Raw genomic sequence first — 20352 nt, forward strand, 5'->3', positions numbered from 1 at the left:
GCATCGGAGGTCGGAGACTGGGGAGGTCGGATGGGCAAGTGGTGTGTGCGGCGGGCGGCGCAGTTCGTGGTGACCGCGTTCCTCGCGACGATCGGACTGATCGCGGTCACGCCACCGGCGAGCGCGTGCGCCTGCGGCGGGGTCGTCAACCCGCCCGGCGAGACGACCGCGGTGACGCAGGAGACTGCGCTGATCACCCGGCACGGTGGCCAGGAGACCATCGTGATGTCGTTGTCCGCCCGGTCCGACGCGACCAAGGCGGGGTTGTTGGTCCCCACCCCGAAGCCGGCGACGCCGGCGCTGGCCGACCGAAGTGTGTTCACCGACCTCTCCGAGCAGACGACACCCCGTCAACGCACCCGGCACCACCTGTTCGGACCGCCGGTGCTCTTCGGTGGGACCGACGACAGCTCCGCGAACGGCGCCGCGCCGCAGAGCGCGGCACCCACTGGTGTGCACGTCCTCTCGGCGGTCGACCTCGGACCGCTCCGTGCGGTCAGCCTGACGGCCGGCAACGCCGGCGATCTGCACACCTGGTTGGACAAGCACGGTTTCGTGATGTCACGGCGGTTCGAGGCGCTGGTCACGCCATACCTCGACAAGGGCTGGGCGTTCACGGCCATGACGCTGACCCCGAAGGGCAAGTCCTTGTCCGGCGACCTGCCTCCGGTCAGTCTGCGTTTTGCCAGCGACAAGCTGGTGTACCCGATGCGGATGTCGCGTGGCGCCAAGGAGACGCAGCGGGTCACCACCTACGTGCTCGCGGACCATCGGGTCGCGCGCACCGACCCGACGGCCCGGCAGGGCGACCTGCGCACCACGTACGCCGACCGGGTGGACACCTCGAAGCTGACCTCGCCGACCCTCCAACAGCTCGCCGTCGGGGAACCCTGGTTGACCGAGATGTCGCAGGTGTTCGACGACCCCGGGGCGCAGGTGCGCAGCGACTTCACCTTCACCAGCGCCGCGCACGACACCCCGGTGGTCAGCTACTACTACACCGACGACTACCTGATCCCCGGTGACATCGCCGTGCTGCTGGTCATCCTGCTCGGGGCCGTTGCCGGTGGTGTCGCCACCTTCGTGATCCGCCGCCGCGCAACGCCCGTCACCGCCTGATCAGGCGCGCAGCTGTCCGTCCGGGCCGACCGCAGGGTTGTTCGCCTCCGGCACGCGCTCGGCCGGCGCGATCGCACCCGGCGCGGTGCCGTCACCGAACGGTGACCCGCCGAGCGATGCGCGGTCGTGCGGCTCCAGCCAGTTCGTCAGGTCCGGCCCGAGCGGCACGATGCCGGTCGGGTTCACGTCGCGGTGCACCCGGTAGTAGTGCTGTTTGATCTGCACGAAGTCGACCGTGTCGCCGAATCCCGGTGTCTGGAACAGGTCTCGCGCATACGCCCACAGCGCCGGGAACTGGTCGAGCTTCTGCCGGTTGCACTTGAAGTGGCCGTGATAGACGGGGTCGAACCGCACCAGGGTGGTGAACAACCGCACGTCGGCGCAAGTGAGGTGCTCCCCCATCAGGTAACGCTGCCCGGCGAGCCGCTCCTCCAGCCAGTCGAGCGCGGTGAAGAGCCGTTCGTATGCCGCGTCGTACGCGTCCTGGGTGCCGGCGAAACCGCACCGGTAGACACCGTTGTTGACCTCGGTGTAGATGCGGTGCATCACCGGCGCCATCTCCTCGCGCAACGCGACCGGCCACAGGTCGGGTGCGCCGTCGCGCTGGTGGTCGGTCCACTCGGTGACGAAATCCAGGGTGAGCTGCGCGAAGTCGTTGGTCACGACCCCGCCGGACGGGACGTCGACGATCGCCGGGACGGTGATGCCGCGCGGATATGCCGGGAACCGCTTCTCGTAGGCGTCCTTCAGCCGCGGGATCCCAAGGACCGGGTCCAGCCCGCCGTCGTCGAGATCGAACGTCCAGCTGTCGGAGTCGTGCGTCGGCCCGCACAGCCCGAGCGAGATCGCATCCTCCAACCCGAGCAACCGGCGCACCATGATCGCCCGGCTCGCCCAGGGGCAGGCACGGGCGGCGACCAGGCGGTAACGCCCCGGCTCCACCGGCCAGCCGTCCGCGCCGTCGCGGGTGATGCGGTCGTTGATGTAGCGCGTGTCCCGCTCGTAGCTCGCTTCGACGTAGCTGCCCTCTGCCATGGTTTCGACGGTACACAGGGCGCGGGCTGCGTGCGCGCGGCCGGTCGGCCGCCCGCGTCAGTCCAGGCCCCAGGCCCGCCAGCGGGCCAGCCCCGCGTCGACCGCGGCCTGCGGCCACGCGCCGCCAGCACCCTCCACCAGCGCACGCCCCTCGGTCCGCAGCACCCGGGTCACCTGCCGCATGGCGTCGATCACGGACGTCTTCTCGGCAGCGGGCGATGGGAGCGCCGCGAGCCGATCACGTTGTGCCGCAGTCAATTTCGCCGACCACTGCTTGACACCCATGGGCGGTAACGGCTGGTTGGACTCGACATACAGCTGGTAGAGGAACGTGCGGTAGTTGTGCACCGCCTCCTGACCGAGCAACCAGTCGCCGCGTGCGACGACGGCGTCCGGGAAGATCGCCAGCTGCCGGGCGAACTCGGTCGCGACCGCCTCCATCGTCGCGACCTGCGGACCACGGTGCTCCTCGTCCGCGGCCGGAACAGGCGTCGGCGTGCGGCGCCGGTCGAAGACGGGCACCCGGTGCCGGTAGGGCGTCTCCGCGACCTCCAGCTCCCGCTCCAGCACGACGTCGACGCGCAGGCCCTCGGGCGTGGTCAGCGCGAAACTCCCTGGCAGTCCACGCATCTCGAGACTGACCACCGGAGCGAGGAACGCCCAGGTCGCAGCGCCGGCAGCGACGACGTCGTCGGCCTCCCGGTCCGCGACCGTGACGATCAGGTCGAGGTCACTGCCGGCATCAGCCACGCCGCGACCGATCGACCCGCTGAGCCACAGCGCGACCACGCGAGGGTCGGCCTCGAGCGCCGTGACGACCCGGTCGAGGACGTCGGCATACCCACCGGGCAGCGGCGCGATCGCGTCGCCGACCGCCGGGGCAAAAGTCATCCGACGGCCCCGGGCAGTCGAGCCAGCAGCAGCGCCTCGGCCAGGCAGACCCGCTCGAACTCGCCGAGGTGCAGGCTCTCGTTGGCTCCGTGGGCGCGGGTGTCGGGGTCCTCGACGCCCGTCACCAGGATGGCCGCGTCCGGGAACTTCTCGGCGAACGCGGCCACGAACGGGATCGATCCGCCGACACCCATGTCGACCGGCTCGGTGCCGTCCCAGGCGTCGGAGAACGAGGCGCGTGCCGCCGTGTAGATGGGGCCGTCAGCGTCCGCGTCGAAGCCCGCGCCCTCGTCGTCGAGGGTCACCTCGACCTGCGCTCCCCACGGTGCGTGCTCGAGCAGGTGGGTGCGCAGCAGGTCGTATGCCGCGCGCGGGTCCTCCGACGGTGCGATGCGCATCGACACCTTCGCCCGGGCGCTCGGCACCAGTGTGTTGGACGCGACGTCGACCGCCGGAGCGTCGATGCCGATGGTGGTGATGGCCGGGCGGGTCCACAGTTGCGACAGGAACGGCCCGGTGCCCATCACCTGCACGCCGTCCAACAGCCCGCTCTCCTCGCGCAGCCGGGCCTCGTCGAAGTCCAGGTCGGCCGCATCACCACTGACCAGCCCGGCGACCGCCACGTCGCCCTTGTCGTCGTGCAGCGATGCGAGCAACCGCACCAGCGCGGTGAGCGCGTCGGGCACCGGGCCACCGAACATGCCGGAGTGCACGCTGTGGTCGAGCGTGCGCACCGTCACCACGACGCGGATCATGCCGCGCAGCGACGTGGTCAGGGCGGGCACGCCGATCGTCCAGTTGGACGAGTCGGCCAGCACGATCGCGTCTGCCGCCAGCTTGTCGCCGTGCCGCTGCAGGATGGTGGCGAGCGAGTCGGAGCCGACCTCCTCCTCGCCCTCGACGAAGACGTTGACGCCGACCGGCGGCCGACCGCCGTGTGCCCGCAGCGCCGCGATGTGCGCCATCACCCCGGCCTTGTCGTCGGCGGCGCCGCGACCGTAGAGCCGACCGTCGCGTTCGGTCGGCTCGAACGGCGGGGTGTCCCAGTCCGTGTCCTCCCCCGGCGGCTGCACGTCGTGATGCGCGTAGAGGGTGATCGTCGGTGCACCCTCCGGTGCGGCGAGCCGTCCGATGACGGCCGGGCGGCCTCCTTCGCGGACGATCTCGACGTCGAGGCCCTCGGCACGCAACAACCCGGCGACCGCCGCTGCACTCTCGTCGACGTGCGACTGGTCGAAGGAGTCGAGGGAAACGCTCGGGATGCGGGTGAGTGCTTCGAGATCGGCCCGGATCGCGGGCATCAACTCGTGCACGGTGGCGGACAGGTCGGACGGATTCGGTGCAACGGTGTTGTCGGTCACAACGCCACGCTAGCGGGTGCGACCGACCGGGCCGCGGCGGTCGATGGGCACTGCCACCTGACACGTACACTGTCGGACGTGTTCGGCCGCAACAAAACCCCTTCCGATGGCAAAGCCACCTCCGACGCTGCAGAGCAGCAAGCGGAGGATGCTTCGTCGGCACCTGCGGGACAGACCCCGAAGAAGGGTCGGCCGACGCCGACCCGCAAGGAGCAGGAGGCCGCCCGTCGCAAGCCGCTGGTGCCCACCGACCGCAAGGCCGCCAAGCGCCAGTCGCGAGACGACGCCCGCCGCCAGCGGGTTGAGCAGCGTGAGGCGTTCGCCCGCGGCGACGAGAAGGCGCTGCCGCCGCGTGACAAGGGTCCGGTCAAGGGGTTCATCCGCGACTACGTCGACTCCCGACGCAACTTCGGCGAGATCCTGCTGCCGCTGATGCTCATCGTGCTGGTGCTCACCGTGCTGCCCAACCACATGCTGCAGATGATCGCGTTCTTCCTGGTCTGGCTGGTCGTGGTCGTCGGCGTCGTCGACGCGTTCTTGATGGTGCGCCGGATCAAGGCGCAGATCCGCGAGCGCTTCCACACCGAGCCGCCCCGGGGCACCGCGTCGTATGCCGTCATGCGCGCATTCCAGCTGCGCAGCGGCCGCCGGCCCATGCCCCGCGTCAAGCGCGGCGACAAGATCTGAGCCGCTCGCCCTCACCGGCGCCACACCCCGTCCCCACCCACCGACCGTCGGCACTTCGGGACACCCTTGACGCCATACCCCGTCCCCACCCACCGACCGTCGGCACTTCGGGACACCCTTGGCGCCACACCCCGTCCCCACCCACCGACCGTCGGCACTTCGGGACACCCTTGACGCCAAACCCCGACCCCACCCACCGACCGTCGGCACTTCGGGACACCTTTGGCGCCAAACCCCGACCCCACCCACCGACCGTCGGCACTTCGGGACACCTTTGGCGCCAAACCCCGTCCCCACCCACCGACCGTCGGCACCTCGGGACACCAGACCCCGCGCCCGAGACTTGTTGCTTTGAAGTCGGGGCCGATGCTCGAGCTCGTCACGCCGGCACAGCCGACGACGCGGTCACCGACCTGGCGAACGAGGGCCGGCGCTGGGAGAACATCCAGCACCCGGGTGCGCCGGGTCGCCCTCCGCGCTCGAAAGCCCTAGCCCCTGGAAAACTTGCCTTCATGCGGCAACGAGTAGCAGCTCTGATCCAGCGACATGGGCGTCTGCTGGTCGTCCGGCAGCGCTCCCGCGGACAGTCGGGTCGCCACGACGGGCCGCCGTACCTCACACCTCCAGGGGGTGGCGTCGAAGCACACGAGACCCTGCAGGACGCGGTGGTCAGGGAGGTCAAGGAAGAGGTCGGCCTCGACGTCGTCTCCACGACGTTCGTCACGCGTCTTGATCACAGAGGCGGCAACACTGCCCTCTTCTCGGCGTCCGTGGCCGACGGTGACCCAGTTCTCGGGTTCGACCCGGAGATCGAGTGCGACTGCCCGCGACTGGTCGGAATCGAGTGGGTCCCGGCACCCCCGCTCGATGCCTGGCGCGGCGCCGACGCACTGTCCCTGCTCAAGGTCGTGGTCGCTGACGAGCGGCGTGAGCCGTGAGCCGCCGTACAGCGCGAGTCTGACGGCCGAATTCACCGTTGACGGCCGAATTCGGCCGTCACTCGTGATTCGGACCGTCAGGGTCCGCTGCGGGGGCTTCGCCCCGTCCGGTGCGTCGGCTAGACGAGGAGACGACGGATACTCGCCATCTTCATCACGAGGCGGCGGGGATCGTCCTTGACCGGGATGGAGTCGAAGTGGCGGTAGAAGCCTGCCGTCGCGTCATCGATGGCGTCCATGACCACCAGCCGACCACCTCCGGTGTCCGCTGCGCGGGCGACGCGCGTCAGCGCATCCACCAGGACCTGGCCGCCGTGTCCCCGCCCGCGGAGATCGGTGTGGACCGCCAACCTCGCCAGCAGGTAACCGGGGACCGTGCTGTACCCCGATGACGGTCCACGAGAGAGCACGGCGCGGCCGAGTTCGGTCGGTGCGAGCGAGAAGTAGGCCCACACGCCCCGGCGCATCATCGTCCACCCTGACAAAGGTCCGGGCGGCGCCGGCGTGCTGCGCGCGGAGCGCATGCGCAGCCAGCCAGTCGTTGAGCGACGAGACACCGCAATCGAATCCGGAGACGTCGTGCGCCTCAGACAGCGCGACGGACCGGTATTCGGGATTCAACGCTGGACAAATCGGCGCCCGCGAGCGACCTCACGTGCCAGCGCCGGAGTGTGGTCGGGCGTGTCCAGCGCTGCGACCAGTGCATCGAACTGCGCGTCCGGCGAGAGTCTGACGGCCGGAATCACCGTTGACGGCCGAATTCGGCCGTCACTCGTGAATCGGACCGTCAGACTCAGCCGCGGTGGCTTCGCCCCGTCCGGCGCGTCGGCTAACCGCCGGCGCTGAGCAGCATCGGGCCGTAGACGGTCCGATCCGCGTGGTGCAGGGTCACCGCGGCGACGCCGCCGGCGAACAGGGTGCGCCAGTGCTCCCCCAGCCAGCTCTCCGCATCGCCCTGCGTCGGGAACCCCGTCGTCACCACCTGTGCGGAGGTGACCGGCGCTCCGTGCGCGTCCTCGTAGCTCCAACTCCAGCCGTCGGTCATGGGGACAAACCTAGAGACCGGCGCCGACATACGAAAGCCGCACGGAACTCCCCCGATGGGTCCCGTGCGGCTCCGTACGGCGGGCTTCAGGCCGATTTGACCTCGCTGTGCGTCATCCGCCAGATGCCGACGATCATCGGCAACGCCAGCCAGATCAGCAGGGACACAAGGAGTTTCGCCCAGTCGTCACCCTGCATCGTCCCGTCGTACAGCGGGCTGAGGGTGCGGTTGGTGTCCGCCCAGTGCGCCACGCTCTCCGCCCAGGAGAAGCTGCCCAGGATCGACCACAGCGTCGGCAGGATGAGGAACGCCACGACCGCACCGGGGGTGTTCTGGATGAGCATGCCGAACGCGACACCGATCGACATGTAGAGCAGCTGCCCGAGGACGGTGCCGAGCAGCACCTGCCAGGACAGGTCCCACGACGGGTTGCTGTCGCGCAGCGCATCGGCCAGTGCGGTGAAGGCGAGCGACGAGACGGCCGCGAGCACGACACCCGCCAGGCCGAGCACCAGCGCCGCCGCCCACTTGCCGAATGCCACGCGGCTGCGCCGCGGCTCGAGCGTGAAGGTGACCAGCCCGGTGCGCTGCGACCACTCGGAGGTGACGGCCAGCACGCCGAGCAGCGGCAGCAGCATCTGCAACGGCAGCGAGCCCAGCGCCAGGAAATCATTGAGATCCTTGTCCTGCGTGGCCTTTCCGCTGAACGTGCCGATCAGGCCGACCCCGATGACCAGGGCGATCGTGACCAGGATCAGTACCCGGCCGGCGCGGGTGTCGGTCAGTTTGCGCAACTCCAGCGACACCAGCCGCGTGAACGGTATGCCGGACCCGGTCTGCTCGTCGATGCGCGGTGGCATCGGAGTGCGCTTCTCGGGCACCTGTGTCGTGGCGGTCATGCTGCGACTCCTTCACGCGCGTCGGCAGCGGTCAGCTGCAGGAACATCTCCTCCAGGCCGGCGGTGCCGGCCTCGCGCAACTCCACGAGCGCGATCTGCTGCTCCAGCGCGAGTTGGCCCACCATCCGGGGTTCGGCGTCCGTGTGCACACCGCCGCCGGCAAGGGGTCCCGCCTGAAAACCGCCGACCTCCAAGGCGTTCGCCAGACGGGCGTCATCGGTGCTACGGACCGTCGTGCCGGCCGCGGACATCAGCTCCGCCTTCGAGCCGTTCGCGACGATCTTGCCGCGGCCGATCACGACCAGGTCGTCCGCGACGACCTCGATCTCGTGCAGCAGGTGCGAGGACAGCAGCACGGTGCCGCCCTCGTCGGCGAACCCGCGCAGCAGGCTGCGCATCCACCGGATACCGGCCGGGTCGAGCCCGTTGGCCGGCTCGTCCAGGATCAGCACCTGCGGGTCTCCGAGGAGGGCGTGCGCGATGCCCAGGCGCTGGCGCATCCCGAGCGAGTAGTTGCGCAGCCGGCGCCGGGACTCCGCAGGGGTGAGACCCACCAGCTCCAGCATCTCGTCGACGCGGCGCCGGTCCAGGCCCATCATGATCGCGCCGAGGGTGAGGATCTCCCGGCCGGTGCGGCCGTTGTGCTGGGCGGACGCGTCCAGCAGCACACCCGCGTGCCGGCCGGGGTTGCCGAGGGCGGCATACGGCTTGCCCAGCACCGTCGCGGTGCCGGACGTCGGCGGGGTGAGGCCGGTGATCATCCGCATGCAGGTCGACTTCCCGGCCCCGTTCGGGCCGAGGAATCCGGTGACCGTCCCCGGGTGCACCCGGAACGAGACATCGTCGACCGCAACGTACGGTCCGTAGCGGCGAGTGAGGTTTTCGACTTCGATCATGGCACTCACCCTGCCGGGTCGACCGGGTCCGGCACATCGGCCGCACGATGGAAACGACCTCCTACTTTGGTATGGCATTTCGCCAACTCCCGACGGTGCCGGATCCATCGCACGGCGCCCTACGCTGTCCGCGTGACCTTTGCGCTGCCCGGCATCAGCCGCCGACGCCACCTGTGGGGAGAGGTATGGCGGGAAGCCGCCGCCGCCCTCGTCGGCAGCGGGCTGCTCGCCGCGGAGATCGCCGGCCGGGCGAAGGGTTACGGTCCGCCGCACCACTGGGTGTGGGTCGACGCCGGCATCGGGCTCGTCTCCCTGGTGCTGTTGTTGTGGCGGCGGCGGTTTCCGTTCTGGATCTGCCTGGTCCTGACGGCGTTCTCGGCGGTGTCGGCGAGTTCGGCCGCGCCATCGGCCATCGCGCTCATCTCCTTGACCACGCACCGCAAGTGGCGACCGGTGGTGATCTGTTCGATCGGCGGGGTCGTCGCCGGGTGGATCTTCCAGTTCTTCTTCCCCACCCCGCACCCCACCGTCAGCGACTGGATCTCGAGCGTCGTGATCGGCCTGCTCGCGATCGCGTTGTGCATCGCGATCGGATCCGCCATCGGTGCGCGCCGGCTCCTCGTCGCCAACCTGCGGACCCAGCTCATGGTCGCCGAGGACCGGCAGCACCTGCGGGTCGAGCAGGCGCGTGTGGCCGAGCGGGCCCGGATCGCCCGGGAGATGCACGACGTGCTGGCACACCGGATCTCATTGGTGGCCATGCATTCCGGGGCGCTGAGCTACCGCACCGACCTGTCCGAACAGGAGCTGCGCGAGTCGATGACGATCATCCGGGACAACGCGCACGCCGCCCTGACCGAGTTGCGCGAGGTGCTCGGTGTGCTGCGTGACCCGACCACCGTCAGCACCGTCCCCGACGCACCACAACCGACCCTGGCGGACCTGCCCGCACTCGTCGCGAACGTCGAATCCACCGACGGGCCGGTCGAACTCGACCTGCCGGACGACCTCACCGGGCTCAGCGAGCTGGTGTCGCGCAACGCTTACCGGATCGCGCAGGAGGGCCTGACGAACCGGCGCAAGCATGCGCCGGGCAGGCCGATCTCGATCGGCATCTCCCACGACGCGTCCGACCTGCACATCGTCATGCGTAACGCGAACCCGCCGGCCCAGGCGGCCGGTGACCCGCGGGAACTGCCCGACTCCGGGCTGGGTCTGGTCGGTGCGACCGAGCGTGCGGTGCTCGTCGGCGGCGAGCTCACGTCCGGGCGTGACCGCGCCGGCGACTTCGTCGTGCGCGCACGGCTACCGTGGCGGCGTGATGACTCCTGACGACGGGCAGCCGATCCGCGTCCTCCTGGTCGACGACGACGCACTGGTCCGTGCCGGGTTGCGGCTGATCCTGCGCGGCGCCCCCGACATGGAGGTGCTGGCTGAAGACCCGGCGGACGGTGCCGCAGCGGTGGCCGCGGCCCGCGCACACCGGCCGGACGTCATCCTGATGGACATCCGGATGCCGCGTGTCGACGGCATCGAAGCGACGAGAACGATAGCCGCACAACCGGATCCGCCATACATCATCGTGCTGACGACGTTCGACTCCGACGACCTGATCGTCCAGGCGCTGCGTGCCGGCGCGAGCGGTTTCCTGCTCAAGGACACCCCACCGGAACGCCTCGTCGACGCCGTGCGCTCGGTGGTCGCCGGCGATCCGATCCTGTCCCCGAGCGTGACCCGGCAACTCGTCGAACGGGTCACCGCCACCCACGACGACGGCCGCGATGCCGCCCGCGAGCGCCTGGCCACGCTCACCGGCCGAGAGCTGGATGTCGCTCAACTCATCGGTCAGGGGCTGTCCAACGCCGACATCGCACGACAGCTGTACATGGGTGTGCCCACCGTGAAGGCGCACGTGTCCCGGGTGCTCGCCAAGCTCGGCGCGGACAACCGCGTGCAGGTGGCGATCGTCGTCCACGACGCCGGCGCCGACTGACGCAGATCCGTTGCGGACCCGCAGCGCGCGGGTACGCTGCACCGATCCGGCCCCATCGGCCGCAGCATCCGTCACGATCGACCACGCGAAGGGACACCTCATGGGCGCGTCAGAGGACATCATCAGTCAGTTGCCGATCGATCAGATCGCGGCACAGGTCGGCGCCGACCCGGCGCAGGTTCAGTCGGCGGTGCAGCAGGCCGTGCCGACGCTGCTCGGCGGGCTCCAGGCGAACGCCGCGGATCCCGATGGGGCGGCGTCCCTCACCGAGGCACTCAGCCAGCACCAGGACCGCGATCCGGCGTCGGTCTCGGGCGCGGAGGCCGACAAGATGGTCAGCCACATCTTCGGCGCCAACGAACCGCAGGTCGTCTCTCAGCTCGGTGGGCTCGGCGGCGGCAACGACCTGATCAAGAAGCTGTTGCCGATCCTCGCGCCGATCGTGCTGCAGTACCTCGCCGGGAAGGTGCTCGGTGGTTTCACCGCCACCGCGGGCACCGCGCAGGGCGGCGCAACCGCCGGCGGGCTGGGCAACATCCTCGGCAGCATCCTGGGCGGTGGCGCCCTCGGTGGCGGCACGCAGGCCGGTGGTGCCGCGCCCGGTAGCGGAGTCGGCCTGCCGGGCGGGCTGGGCGAGATCCTCGGCGGGCTGCTCGGCGGCGGCCGGAAGGCCTGACCCGCCGGTTGCCGCGGCGGCCGGTCAGTCGACCTCGGTCTGCACGAACGGCGGCTTCACCACGACCGCGGGCAGCGCACGACCGCGCACGTCGACGACGAGCTCGTCACCCTCCTTGGTCCCGCGATCCAGCAGGGCGATGGCGATGCCCACCTTCAGCGTCGGTGACATCGTGCCGGACGTCACGGTGCCGACCACCGCGCCGTCGGCGTTCTTCACCTCGCAGCCGGGACGCGGGATGCCGCGCCCGGTCGCCTTCAGGCCCCAGGTCAACCGGTAGCCGCCGGCGTCCTTCTGCGCCGCGAGCGCGTCCTTGCCCCAGAAGGCGTCCTTCGCGCGCCCGACGGCCCAGCCGGCGCGTGCCATGTTCGGCGTGATGTCCATCGACAGTTCGTGACCGTGCAACGGGTAACCCATCTCGGTCCGCAACGTGTCCCGCGCCCCGAGGCCGCACGGCAGACCCTCGTAGGGTGCCATCGCCTCGACCAGAGCGTCCCACAGCGCCGGCGCGTCGTCCCAGCGCGGCACCAGCTCGAAGCCCTTCTCCCCGGTGTAGCCCGACCGCAGCACGATCACCTCGCGGCCCTGCCACTGGGCGGTGCCGAACGACATGTAGTCCAGGTCGGTGGGCAGGCCGAGCGCCGCGACGACCTCCGGTGCCTTCGGGCCCTGCACCGCGATGATGCCGTAATCGCTGTGCTGATCGGTGATCTCGAGGCCGGCGGGGGCCTTCTCCTGCATCCGCCGGACCACCTCGGCGGTGTTCGCGGCGTTGGGCACGAGGAACACCTCGTCCTCGGCACGGAAGTACTGGATCAGGTCGTCCACGACGCCGGCCGTCGCGTCGTCCAGGCACATCGTGTACTGCGCCTTCGGAGGCGCGACCTTGCGCAGGTCGTTGGTGAAACAGCTGTTGACGAAGTCGGCCGCACCCGGCCCCTTCACCAGTGCCTTGCCCAGGTGCGAGACGTCGAAGATGCCGACACGTTCCCGCACCGCGGTGTGCTCCCGCAGCACCCCGCCGCCCGGATATTCGATCGGCATCTCCCAGCCGCCGAAATCGGCCAGCTTCGCGCCGAGTGCCACGTGACGGTCGTGCAACGGGGAGGTCTTCAGCTGCTCGCTCATGACGGGCACGGTAGCGCTTCCGGGAGGGCGTATCGTCGCCGGAGTCCCGTCCGCTCTCACGGAGTGAAGGAGAAAAGCCCGTGCCGAGGCTGAACGTCGTCGACCAGGTGGTCGGCAAGAGCAAGAGCGACGCGCTGGTCGTGCTCGCCGTCAAGGACGGTGACGCCTCCCAGGTCGCCGCAACTCCCGCACTCCCGGCGGAAGCGCGCGAACACGTCGACGCCAACCTGCTCACGCTGGGAGCCACCGCGGCAGCCGACGAAATCATCCGGTTGGCAGGCGTACCCGGCGTCGACGGCACGGTCGTGATCACCGGCTGCGGCGTCGAGGGTATGCCGTCCGCCGACGACGCCGAGGCGCTGCGCCGTGCCGCCGGGGCCGCGGTTCGCGCGCTGCGCGGCAAGGCGACCTCGGTCACCGTCGCGTTCCCGAGCGGGTCGCCGTCCGACGTCGTCGCGACCTGCGAGGGTGCGCTCTTCGGGGCGTACGAGTTCACGTCATACAAATCCGACGGCAAACAGCGCAAACCGATCGCGAAGATCACCGTGCTCTCACCACTGGCCAAGGACAGCACGGTGCGGGCCGGGGTGAAGCAGGCCCAGGTGGTCGCCGAACACCGCGCCTGGGCACAGGACCTGGTCAACACTCCCCCGCTCGATCTGTACCCCGATTCGTTCGCGACCGCCGTCAAGGAGCACTTCACCGGGTCCAAGGTGAAGGTCAAGGTGCTCGACGAGAAGGCCCTGGCCAAGGAGTCCTGCGGGGGTCTTATCGGCGTCGGTCGCGGCTCGGCCCGCCCGCCGCGGATGGCTGTGCTGACCTACCGTCCGACCCGCGCCAAGTCGCACATCGCGTTCGTCGGCAAGGGCATCACCTTCGACTCCGGCGGACTGTGCATCAAGCCGCCGGAGGGCATGATCACCATGAAGTGCGACATGGCCGGTGCGGCTGCTGTCGCGGCGGCCACCGCCGCCATCGCCGACCTCGGTCTGCCGGTCGCCGTCACCACCTACCTGTGCCTCGCCGAGAACCTCACCGGCGCGGACGCCCAGCGTCCCGGTGACGTGGTCACCATGCCGAACGGCCGCACCGTCGAGATCATCAACACCGACGCCGAGGGCCGCCTGGTGATGGCCGACGGCCTGGCGCTCGCGTCCCGGGACGAACCGGACCTGGTCGTCGACGTCGCGACCCTGACCGGTGCCGCCGTGCTGTCGCTCGGCACCCGCACGGCCGCCGCGCTGAGCAACGACGACACCGTGCGCGAGGAGGTGCTCGACGCCGCCGGCGCCGCCGGGGAGGACCTGTGGCCGATCCCGCTGCTGCAGCACCTGCGCTCGGGGATGAAGTCGCTGGTCGCCGACACCAAGCACACCGGCACCCGCCAGGGCGGCATGATCATCGCCGCGCTCTTCCTGCAGGACTTCGTCGGCGACGACGCGGCCGGCGAGCAGCTGCCGTGGGTGCACCTCGACATCGCCGGACCGGCATACTCCAGCGACGAGTCCTACGGGTATGTCGACAAGGGCGCCTCGGGCTACGGCGTGCGCACTCTCGTCCAGCTGGCCCGGGCCCGCAGCTGACCGCAGCCCAGCACAACAAGGAACCCCGCACCGTCGACCGGTGCGGGGTTCCTTGTTGTTGAACGGTTTTCGGGCCTGGCTCACCCGGACTTGCGACGGAACATCTGCTGGGCACCGCTGGTCTCGGCGTTGTGCGCGCCGGCGACCTTGGAGTGCTCCGAGTGGTCCGACACGTCCGTGCCGCCGTGCGCGTGCTTCTTGTCCAGCGCCTCACGGAACTTGCGCTTGACCTCGTCACTGGGTCCGTGCTTGTCGGTCATGCAGTGGCCTCCTTAGCACTGTGGGCTGATCGGATCACTCTCGCACGTCACGGCGCCGGTGACCACCACAATTCCCCTCGTGTCCAACCTGTCGTCATACCGCCCGCACCTGGCGGGTCGGCTAGTGCCAAGATTGGCGAGGACAGCAGCGTCGAGACGCAAGGGAGCGTTCCGGGCATGACGGCAACTGCCGACAACTTCGACCTCGTGATCCTCGGCGGCGGCAGCGGCGGCTACGCCTGCGCCTTCCGCGCGGCGGAGCTCGGGATGCGGGTCGCACTGGTCGAGAAGGACAAGGTCGGCGGCACCTGCCTGCACCGCGGCTGCATCCCGACCAAGGCCCTGCTGCATGCGGCGGAGATCGCCGACAGCGCACGCGACGGTGCCAGGTTCGGTGTCAAGACCACCTTCGAGTCGGTCGACATGGGCGGCGTGCACGCCTACAAGGACGGCGTCATCGGCCGCCTCTACAAGGGGCTGCAGGGCCTGGTGAAGGCGCACGACATCACCTTCGTCGAGGGCGCCGGCCGACTCACCTCGCCGACCACGGTCACGGTGGGCGACCGTGTGCTGACCGGCAAGAACATCGTGCTGGCGACCGGCTCCTACGCCAAGACGCTGCCCGGGGTGGAGATCGGCGGGCGCATCGTCACCAGCGACGAGGCACTCACCCTCGATGAGGTGCCGTCCCGGGTGATCGTCCTCGGCGGCGGCGTCATAGGCGTCGAATTCGCCTCTGTCTTTTCGTCATTCGGATCCGAGGTGACGATCGTGGAGGCGCTGCCGCGGCTGGTCGCCGCCGAGGACGAGGCGATCTCCAAGCAGCTCGAGCGGGCCTTCCGGAAGCGCAAGATCAAGGCACTCACCGGTGCGAAACTGGCGTCGGCGACCCAGACCGGTGACGAGGTCACCGTGACCCTGGAGTCGGGCGACACGCTCACCGCCGACCTGCTGCTCGTCGCTGTCGGTCGCGGCCCGGTCACCGACGACCTCGGGTATGCCGAGGCCGGCATCACCCTCGACCGCGGTTACGTGGTCACCGACGAGCGGTGCCGGACCGGGGTCCCGGGCGTGTATGCCGTCGGCGACATCGTGCCGGGTCTGCAGCTCGCGCACCGCGGCTTCGCCCAGGGCATCTTCGTGGCCGAGGACATCGCCGGCCAGGCGCCGATCGCGATCGAGGAGTCCGGCATACCGCGCGTCACCTACTGCGACCCGGAGATCGCGTCGGTCGGCCTCACCGAGGCGGCCGCTCGCGAGAAGTACGGCGAGGTGTCGACCGCCGAACACAACCTCGGCGGCAACGGCAAGAGCCAGATCCTGCAGACCCAGGGGTTCGTCAAGGTCGTGCGCGCCGAGGGCGGCGCCGTCGTGGGCGTGCACATGATCGGCGCCCGGATGGGCGAGCAGGTCGGCGAGGCGCAACTGATCGTCGGCTGGGAGGCCGTGCCCGAGGACGTCGCGAGCATGATCCACGCTCACCCGACCCAGAACGAAGCTCTCGGCGAGGCACACCTCGCCCTCGCCGGGAAGCCCTTGCACGCCCATGCGTGAGACAGAAACGCCCGGGCGTGAGATAACCCTGCACACCAGCCATCAGATCTAGGAGACTTGAGTTCATGTCTGAACGCGTGACAATGCCCGCACTCGGCGAGTCGGTGACCGAGGGCACCGTGACTCGATGGCTCAAGCAGGTCGGTGAGGAGGTTGCGGTCGACGAGCCGCTGCTCGAAGTCTCGACCGACAAGGTCGACACCGAGATCCCCTCCCCCGTCGCCGGTACCTTGCAGGAGGTGCTCGTCGAGGAGGACGAGACCGTGCCGGTCGGCGCCGACCTCGCCGTCATCGGCGACGGTGCGGCAGCGCCCGCCGGCGACTCCGGGTCCGGCGGCCAGCAGGAGTCCGCACCCGAGCCCGCTCAGGCCGAAGCACCTGCTGCTGCAGCGGAGCCAGCTGCAGCACCGGCGGCCGAGGCTCCGGCATCCTCCGGCGGCGAAGTGACCGGTGGCGAGAAGATCACCATGCCGGCGCTCGGCGAGTCGGTCACCGAGGGCACCATCACCCGCTGGCTCAAGGCCGAGGGCGAGGACGTCGAGGTCGACGAACCGTTGCTGGAGGTCTCCACCGACAAGGTCGACACCGAGGTGCCGTCCCCGGTGGCCGGCAAGCTGACCAAGATCCTGGTCCAGGAGGACGAGACCGTTCCGGTCGGCGCCGACCTGGCGATCATCGGCGGCGAGAGCTCGGGCGGGTCGGCTCCTGCTGCCGAGGCGAAGCCCGCCGAGGCCGCTCCGGCTGCGCCCGCTCCGGCAGCCGCTGCCCCGGCTCCTGCGGCCGCACCTGCTCCGGCCGCGCCCGCAGCCCCGGCACCCGCAGCCCCTGCCCCGGCAGCCGCTGCCCCGGCAGCCGCCGCTCCGGCGCCGGCCGCTCCGGCTGCTGCGGCTTCGGGTGACCGTGAGCCGGCGTCATACGTCACTCCCCTGGTCCGCAAACTCGCGGCCGAGCACGGCGTCGACCTCGCCTCGGTCACCGGCACCGGGGTGGGTGGCCGCATCCGCAAGCAGGACGTGCTCGACGCGGCGAAGCCGGCCGAGCCCGCACCCGCGGCGGCTCCGGCACCGGCCGCTGCCGCACCGGCGGCGAGCCCGGCAGCTCCGAGCGCCGTCCCCGAGGTGTCGGCGAAGCGCGGCACCACCGAAAAGATGACCCGCATGCGGAAGCTGATCGCGGCGCGCATGGTGGAGTCGCTGCAGGTCTCGGCCCAGCTGACGACCGTTGTCGAGGTCGACGTCACCAAGATCGCCCGACTGCGTGCACGCTCCAAGGCGGCGTTCGAGCAGCGCGAGGGTGTGAAGCTGAGCTTCATGCCGTTCTTCGCGCTGGCGGCGGTGGAGGCCCTCAAGGCCTACCCGCAGCTGAACGCCAGCGTCGAAGAGGACTCGATCGTCTACCACCCGCAGGAGAACCTCGGCATCGCGGTGGACACCGAGCGCGGGCTGATGGTGCCGGTCATCCGCGACGCGGGCGACCTGAACATCGCCGGGCTGTCGCGCAAGATCGCCGATATCGCCGAGCGGACACGCACCAACAAGGTCACCCCGGACGAGCTCGGCGGCGGCACGTTCACGCTGACCAACACCGGTAGCCGCGGTGCGCTGTTCGACACCCCGATCATCAACCAGCCGCAGGTCGGCATCCTCGGCACCGGCGGCGTCGTGAAGCGTCCGGTCGTCGTGACCGACGGTGACGGCGGCGAGACGATCGCGATCCGGTCGATGGTCTACCTGGCGCTGTCCTACGACCACCGGATCGTGGACGGCGCGGACGCCGCTCGGTTCCTCGTCGCGATGAAGGCGCGCCTCGAAGAGGGTGCTTTCGAGGTCTGAGCCGTCGCTCCGGTTATGCCGAACGCGGTGTATGGCGCGCGTTTGGCATAACCGGAGCAGATCATCAGGAGCACGCCATGCGCATCGCGATCACCGGTTCGTCGGGTCTCATCGGCACGACGCTGACCGCAGCTCTGCGGGAACGCGGCGACGAGGTGGTGCGCCTGGTGCGCCGCCCACCGGACGGTCCGGGCCAGGTCCGGTGGGATCCCGCGTCCGGCCGGCTGGATCCGGCCGACCTGCAGGGTGTTTCGGCGATCGTGAACCTGTCCGGCTCGGGCATCGGTGACAAGCGGTGGACGGCGGCATACAAGCAGGAACTGCTCGACTCCCGGCTCGACAGCACCGGCACGCTCGCGCGCGCCGTCGAGCAGCTCGACACCCCAGTGCGCCTGGTCAACGCCTCGGCGATGGGCTACTACGGCGACCGCGGCGAGGAGCTCGTCGACGAGGACTCCACGCCCGGTCACGGGTTCCTCGTCGATCTGGTGGCCGCGTGGGAGGCGGCGACCGCGCCGGCGGCAGCCGCCGGTGCACCCGTCGCCCTCGCCCGCACCGGCCTGGTGATCGCCCCGCACGGCGGCCTGATGGCGCGGGTGCTCCCCCTCGCCAAGCTGGGCCTGGCCGGACCGCTGGGCAGCGGACGGCAGTGGTGGTCCTGGATCTCACTCACCGACGAGGTGCGAGCCCTGGTCCATCTGATCGATCACCCCGAGATCACCGGCCCGGTGAACCTCTGCGTCCCCGATGCCGCGGCGGTCCGGCAGCGGGACGCGATGCGTGCGCTCGGCCGGGAGCTCCATCGGCCCGCCTTCGTGCCCGCCCCGGGGCCGGCGCTCCGGGTCGTGCTGGGCGAGCTGGCGGGCGACGCCCTCGCCAGCACCCGGATGGCGCCCACGGTGCTCCAGCGCACCGGTTTCGCCTGGCAACACGCCGACATCGCGGCCGCGATGCGGTATGCCGCCGGCCACGACGCGTGACGCTGCGCAGTAGGTTGCACGCATGACTGAACAGCCGAGCCTCCCGCCGTTCCATCTCGCCATCCCCGTGGCCGACATCGACGCGGCGCGGCACTTCTACGGGGACGTGTTGGGTTTCCCGCGGGGGCGGTCGGATGAGCGCTGGACCGACTGGAACGTCGACGGACACCAGGTCGACGGGCACCGACGCGCCGTCGCCGGGACCAACCCGGTCGACGGCCATGAGGTTCCGGTGCCGCACTTCGGCCTGGTCCTGACCGTCGAGCGCTTCCGGCAGCTCGCGGCACGGCTCGTCGAAGCGGGCATCGACTTCGTCATCGAGCCGTACGCCCGGTTCGAGGGCGAGCCGGGTGAGCAGTGGACCATGTTCTTCCTCGACCCCTCGGGAAACGCGTTGGAATTCAAGGCATTCCGCGATCCGTCGCAACTCTTCGCAGTCTGACGACCCGGGACACTCGCTTCAGCGGATGCTGGCTGCGAGCGTCCGCAGCCGGTCGTGCACGCCGGCATACCCGGTGAAGCCGGGCAGGTGCGACTTGGCGACCTTGCCCACGACGGTGTAGTTGGAGTCGCACACGTTCGCGACCGGGGTGAGCGCCGTCTGGGACACGAGTTGGTAGGCGTCCATGGGTGACAGCCCGAGCCCGTCGCAGATCCACTGCACCAGGTCGGCGTGGCTGATGCGGAAGGCGTCCTCCAGGGGGCGGGCCGACCCGGTCGACATGATGAAGGTGTCGTCCTCGAGCCGCGGCCACGGAGTCGGCACGCCCTTGATCAGCTCGACGGCGAACACCGTGTCCATCGCCGTCTCCACCGCGACTCCGCAGGTCTCGCCCTCGCCCTGTCTCGCGTGCCCGTCACCCAGGCTGAGCAGCGCTCCCGGCACGTTGACACCGAGGTAACACGTTGTGCCGGCACGCATCTCGGGAGTGTCCATGTTGCCGCCCCACGAGCCCGGAGTCAGCGACGACCGTGCCTCTCCCAGGGGTGGTGCGACACCGACGGTGCCGTGCATCGGCTCCATCGGCAGGTCGATCGTCAGATCCGAGTCGAGAGCCCGATAGCGCACGACCCGGGCAGACACGTCCAGGTCGTAGATCCAGGTGCGCTCCGGCAGGGGCTCGTGCAGCATCGCCGTGTAGGGCGTTGCCGTCAGCGCACCGAACAGCGGGATGGTCGTGGACACGCCCCAGTCGACGCTCGGGGTGATCGAGCAGAAGTGCACCGCGATCGTGTCACCGGGCTCGGCGCCCTCGATGTGGAACGGGCCGGTCTGCGGATTGATGTAGCGGGTGTCGGTGACCTGTGTGGCCATGTCGCTCTCGCTGCGCACCCGGCCGCCGTAGCAGTCAGCGGTCCAGGTCGAGACCACGGTGCCCGGGCGGATCGACGCGACCGCCTCGGCTCCACCGAAGGTGTAGACCAGGGTGGCCGGGTCGGCCTCCTTGTCGACGTCGTACCGGACGATTTCCACA

General features: G+C 70.1%; 21 protein-coding genes. 11 read left to right on the forward strand and 10 right to left on the reverse strand.

Going from position 1 to position 20352, the window contains the following annotated elements; genetic code table 11:
• Positions 1-30 precede the first annotated feature (30 nt).
• On the forward strand, positions 31-1119 hold the full coding sequence (locus FHU39_RS11540) for a DUF2330 domain-containing protein (protein WP_183320470.1): 1089 nt from the start codon (positions 31-33) through the stop codon (positions 1117-1119).
• Here FHU39_RS11540 and FHU39_RS11545 read toward each other — a convergent pair whose 3' ends face one another.
• Genes FHU39_RS11545 through FHU39_RS11555 form a run of 3 tightly spaced genes read right to left on the reverse strand, consistent with a single transcriptional unit; the run spans position 1120 to position 4406 of the window.
• On the reverse strand, positions 1120-2154 hold the full coding sequence (locus FHU39_RS11545) for a glutathione S-transferase family protein (protein ID WP_183320472.1): 1035 nt from the start codon (positions 2152-2154) through the stop codon (positions 1120-1122).
• Positions 2155-2211: 57 nt separating this feature from the next.
• A complete protein-coding gene (locus FHU39_RS11550) occupies positions 2212-3045 on the reverse strand; it encodes a nucleotidyltransferase domain-containing protein (protein ID WP_183320474.1) in 834 nt (277 codons plus the stop codon).
• Complete coding sequence (locus FHU39_RS11555) at positions 3042-4406, reverse strand: M20/M25/M40 family metallo-hydrolase (protein ID WP_183320475.1); 1365 nt, start codon at positions 4404-4406, stop codon at positions 3042-3044. Before FHU39_RS11555 ends, FHU39_RS11550 begins: the two co-directional genes overlap by 4 nt.
• Before the next feature lie 78 nt (positions 4407-4484).
• Here FHU39_RS11555 and FHU39_RS11560 point away from each other — a divergent pair, with 78 nt between their 5' ends.
• A complete protein-coding gene (locus FHU39_RS11560) occupies positions 4485-5093 on the forward strand; it encodes a DUF3043 domain-containing protein (protein WP_183320476.1) in 609 nt (202 codons plus the stop codon).
• Between the two features lie 512 nt (positions 5094-5605).
• Complete coding sequence (locus tag FHU39_RS11565; RefSeq protein WP_183320478.1) at positions 5606-6031, forward strand: NUDIX domain-containing protein; 426 nt, start codon at positions 5606-5608, stop codon at positions 6029-6031.
• A 119-nt stretch (positions 6032-6150) separates the two neighbouring features.
• Here the strand turns inward: FHU39_RS11565 and FHU39_RS11570 are convergent, their stop codons facing one another.
• The 4 genes from FHU39_RS11570 to FHU39_RS11585 all read right to left on the reverse strand — a co-directional run bounded on the left by FHU39_RS11570 (position 6151) and on the right by FHU39_RS11585 (position 8871).
• On the reverse strand, positions 6151-6501 hold the full coding sequence (locus tag FHU39_RS11570) for a GNAT family N-acetyltransferase (protein WP_221185241.1): 351 nt from the start codon (positions 6499-6501) through the stop codon (positions 6151-6153).
• Between the two features lie 359 nt (positions 6502-6860).
• On the reverse strand, positions 6861-7076 hold the full coding sequence (locus tag FHU39_RS11575) for a hypothetical protein (RefSeq protein WP_183320479.1): 216 nt from the start codon (positions 7074-7076) through the stop codon (positions 6861-6863).
• A gap of 86 nt (positions 7077-7162) precedes the next feature.
• A complete protein-coding gene (locus FHU39_RS11580; protein WP_183320480.1) occupies positions 7163-7975 on the reverse strand; it encodes an ABC-2 transporter permease in 813 nt (270 codons plus the stop codon).
• Positions 7972-8871, reverse strand: coding sequence for an ABC transporter ATP-binding protein (locus tag FHU39_RS11585; protein ID WP_183320482.1), 900 nt, complete (start codon positions 8869-8871; stop codon positions 7972-7974). The genes FHU39_RS11580 and FHU39_RS11585 overlap by 4 nt, the downstream gene beginning before the upstream one ends.
• Before the next feature lie 132 nt (positions 8872-9003).
• On the opposite strand from FHU39_RS11585, the gene FHU39_RS24985 reads away from it, so the two are divergent.
• The 3 genes from FHU39_RS24985 to FHU39_RS24705 all read left to right on the forward strand — a co-directional run bounded on the left by FHU39_RS24985 (position 9004) and on the right by FHU39_RS24705 (position 11540).
• Positions 9004-10203 carry a histidine kinase gene (locus FHU39_RS24985; protein WP_183320483.1) on the forward strand — a complete coding sequence of 400 codons (1200 nt, stop codon included), beginning with the start codon at positions 9004-9006 and terminating at the stop codon, positions 10201-10203.
• The gene (locus tag FHU39_RS11595; protein WP_183321021.1) at positions 10193-10864 is read left to right on the forward strand and encodes a response regulator; all 672 of its coding nucleotides are present in this window, start codon (positions 10193-10195) and stop codon (positions 10862-10864) included. The genes FHU39_RS24985 and FHU39_RS11595 overlap by 11 nt, the downstream gene beginning before the upstream one ends.
• Before the next feature lie 100 nt (positions 10865-10964).
• Positions 10965-11540, forward strand: coding sequence for a DUF937 domain-containing protein (locus FHU39_RS24705; protein WP_183320484.1), 576 nt, complete (start codon positions 10965-10967; stop codon positions 11538-11540).
• Positions 11541-11564: 24 nt separating this feature from the next.
• Here FHU39_RS24705 and gcvT read toward each other — a convergent pair whose 3' ends face one another.
• Positions 11565-12668 (reverse strand): glycine cleavage system aminomethyltransferase GcvT, encoded by a 1104-nt coding sequence (gene gcvT, locus FHU39_RS11605; RefSeq protein WP_183320486.1) that lies wholly within the window; start codon positions 12666-12668, stop codon positions 11565-11567.
• Between the two features lie 80 nt (positions 12669-12748).
• On the opposite strand from gcvT, the gene FHU39_RS11610 reads away from it, so the two are divergent.
• Positions 12749-14251, forward strand: a complete 1503-nt coding sequence (locus FHU39_RS11610) for a leucyl aminopeptidase (protein WP_183320488.1) — start codon at positions 12749-12751, stop codon at positions 14249-14251.
• Positions 14252-14331: 80 nt separating this feature from the next.
• Here the strand turns inward: FHU39_RS11610 and FHU39_RS11615 are convergent, their stop codons facing one another.
• A complete protein-coding gene (locus FHU39_RS11615) occupies positions 14332-14511 on the reverse strand; it encodes a DUF5302 domain-containing protein (protein WP_183320489.1) in 180 nt (59 codons plus the stop codon).
• 177 nt (positions 14512-14688) lie between these two features.
• Between FHU39_RS11615 and lpdA the strand changes: the two genes are divergently transcribed.
• The 4 genes from lpdA (at position 14689) to FHU39_RS11635 (ending at position 19319) form a co-directional block, all read left to right on the forward strand.
• Positions 14689-16065, forward strand: a complete 1377-nt coding sequence (gene lpdA, locus FHU39_RS11620) for a dihydrolipoyl dehydrogenase (protein ID WP_183320491.1) — start codon at positions 14689-14691, stop codon at positions 16063-16065.
• A gap of 65 nt (positions 16066-16130) precedes the next feature.
• Positions 16131-17897 (forward strand): 2-oxoglutarate dehydrogenase, E2 component, dihydrolipoamide succinyltransferase, encoded by a 1767-nt coding sequence (gene sucB, locus FHU39_RS11625; protein WP_183320493.1) that lies wholly within the window; start codon positions 16131-16133, stop codon positions 17895-17897.
• 77 nt (positions 17898-17974) lie between these two features.
• Positions 17975-18877 (forward strand): TIGR01777 family oxidoreductase, encoded by a 903-nt coding sequence (locus tag FHU39_RS11630; RefSeq protein WP_183320495.1) that lies wholly within the window; start codon positions 17975-17977, stop codon positions 18875-18877.
• A gap of 22 nt (positions 18878-18899) precedes the next feature.
• Positions 18900-19319 carry a VOC family protein gene (locus FHU39_RS11635; protein WP_183320497.1) on the forward strand — a complete coding sequence of 140 codons (420 nt, stop codon included), beginning with the start codon at positions 18900-18902 and terminating at the stop codon, positions 19317-19319.
• 18 nt (positions 19320-19337) lie between these two features.
• Here FHU39_RS11635 and FHU39_RS11640 read toward each other — a convergent pair whose 3' ends face one another.
• Positions 19338-20351: an acetamidase/formamidase family protein gene (locus FHU39_RS11640; protein ID WP_343065835.1), complete on the reverse strand. Its 1014-nt coding sequence runs from the start codon at positions 20349-20351 to the stop codon at positions 19338-19340.
• Between the last annotated feature and the right edge of the window lies 1 nt (position 20352).

Source organism: Flexivirga oryzae (genome assembly GCF_014190805.1).
Classification (GTDB): Bacteria; Actinomycetota; Actinomycetes; order Actinomycetales; family Dermatophilaceae; genus Flexivirga; species Flexivirga oryzae.

What these genes read in the sequence shown, in the direction of transcription:
- FHU39_RS11540 (WP_183320470.1), top strand. Translation starts at nt 31, where the DNA reads ATGGGCAAGTGGTGTGTGCGGCGGGCGGCGCAGTTCGTGGTGACCGCG.
- FHU39_RS11545 (WP_183320472.1), bottom strand. Translation starts at nt 2,154, where the DNA reads ATGGCAGAGGGCAGCTACGTCGAAGCGAGCTACGAGCGGGACACGCGC.
- FHU39_RS11550 (WP_183320474.1), bottom strand. Translation starts at nt 3,045, where the DNA reads ATGACTTTTGCCCCGGCGGTCGGCGACGCGATCGCGCCGCTGCCCGGT.
- FHU39_RS11565 (WP_183320478.1), top strand. Translation starts at nt 5,606, where the DNA reads ATGCGGCAACGAGTAGCAGCTCTGATCCAGCGACATGGGCGTCTGCTG.
- FHU39_RS11570 (WP_221185241.1), bottom strand. Translation starts at nt 6,501, where the DNA reads ATGATGCGCCGGGGCGTGTGGGCCTACTTCTCGCTCGCACCGACCGAA.
- FHU39_RS11575 (WP_183320479.1), bottom strand. Translation starts at nt 7,076, where the DNA reads ATGACCGACGGCTGGAGTTGGAGCTACGAGGACGCGCACGGAGCGCCG.
- FHU39_RS11580 (WP_183320480.1), bottom strand. Translation starts at nt 7,975, where the DNA reads ATGACCGCCACGACACAGGTGCCCGAGAAGCGCACTCCGATGCCACCG.
- FHU39_RS11585 (WP_183320482.1), bottom strand. Translation starts at nt 8,871, where the DNA reads ATGATCGAAGTCGAAAACCTCACTCGCCGCTACGGACCGTACGTTGCG.
- FHU39_RS11595 (WP_183321021.1), top strand. Translation starts at nt 10,193, where the DNA reads ATGACTCCTGACGACGGGCAGCCGATCCGCGTCCTCCTGGTCGACGAC.
- FHU39_RS24705 (WP_183320484.1), top strand. Translation starts at nt 10,965, where the DNA reads ATGGGCGCGTCAGAGGACATCATCAGTCAGTTGCCGATCGATCAGATC.
- gcvT (WP_183320486.1), bottom strand. Translation starts at nt 12,668, where the DNA reads ATGAGCGAGCAGCTGAAGACCTCCCCGTTGCACGACCGTCACGTGGCA.
- FHU39_RS11615 (WP_183320489.1), bottom strand. Translation starts at nt 14,511, where the DNA reads ATGACCGACAAGCACGGACCCAGTGACGAGGTCAAGCGCAAGTTCCGT.
- lpdA (WP_183320491.1), top strand. Translation starts at nt 14,689, where the DNA reads ATGACGGCAACTGCCGACAACTTCGACCTCGTGATCCTCGGCGGCGGC.
- sucB (WP_183320493.1), top strand. Translation starts at nt 16,131, where the DNA reads ATGTCTGAACGCGTGACAATGCCCGCACTCGGCGAGTCGGTGACCGAG.
- FHU39_RS11630 (WP_183320495.1), top strand. Translation starts at nt 17,975, where the DNA reads ATGCGCATCGCGATCACCGGTTCGTCGGGTCTCATCGGCACGACGCTG.
- FHU39_RS11635 (WP_183320497.1), top strand. Translation starts at nt 18,900, where the DNA reads ATGACTGAACAGCCGAGCCTCCCGCCGTTCCATCTCGCCATCCCCGTG.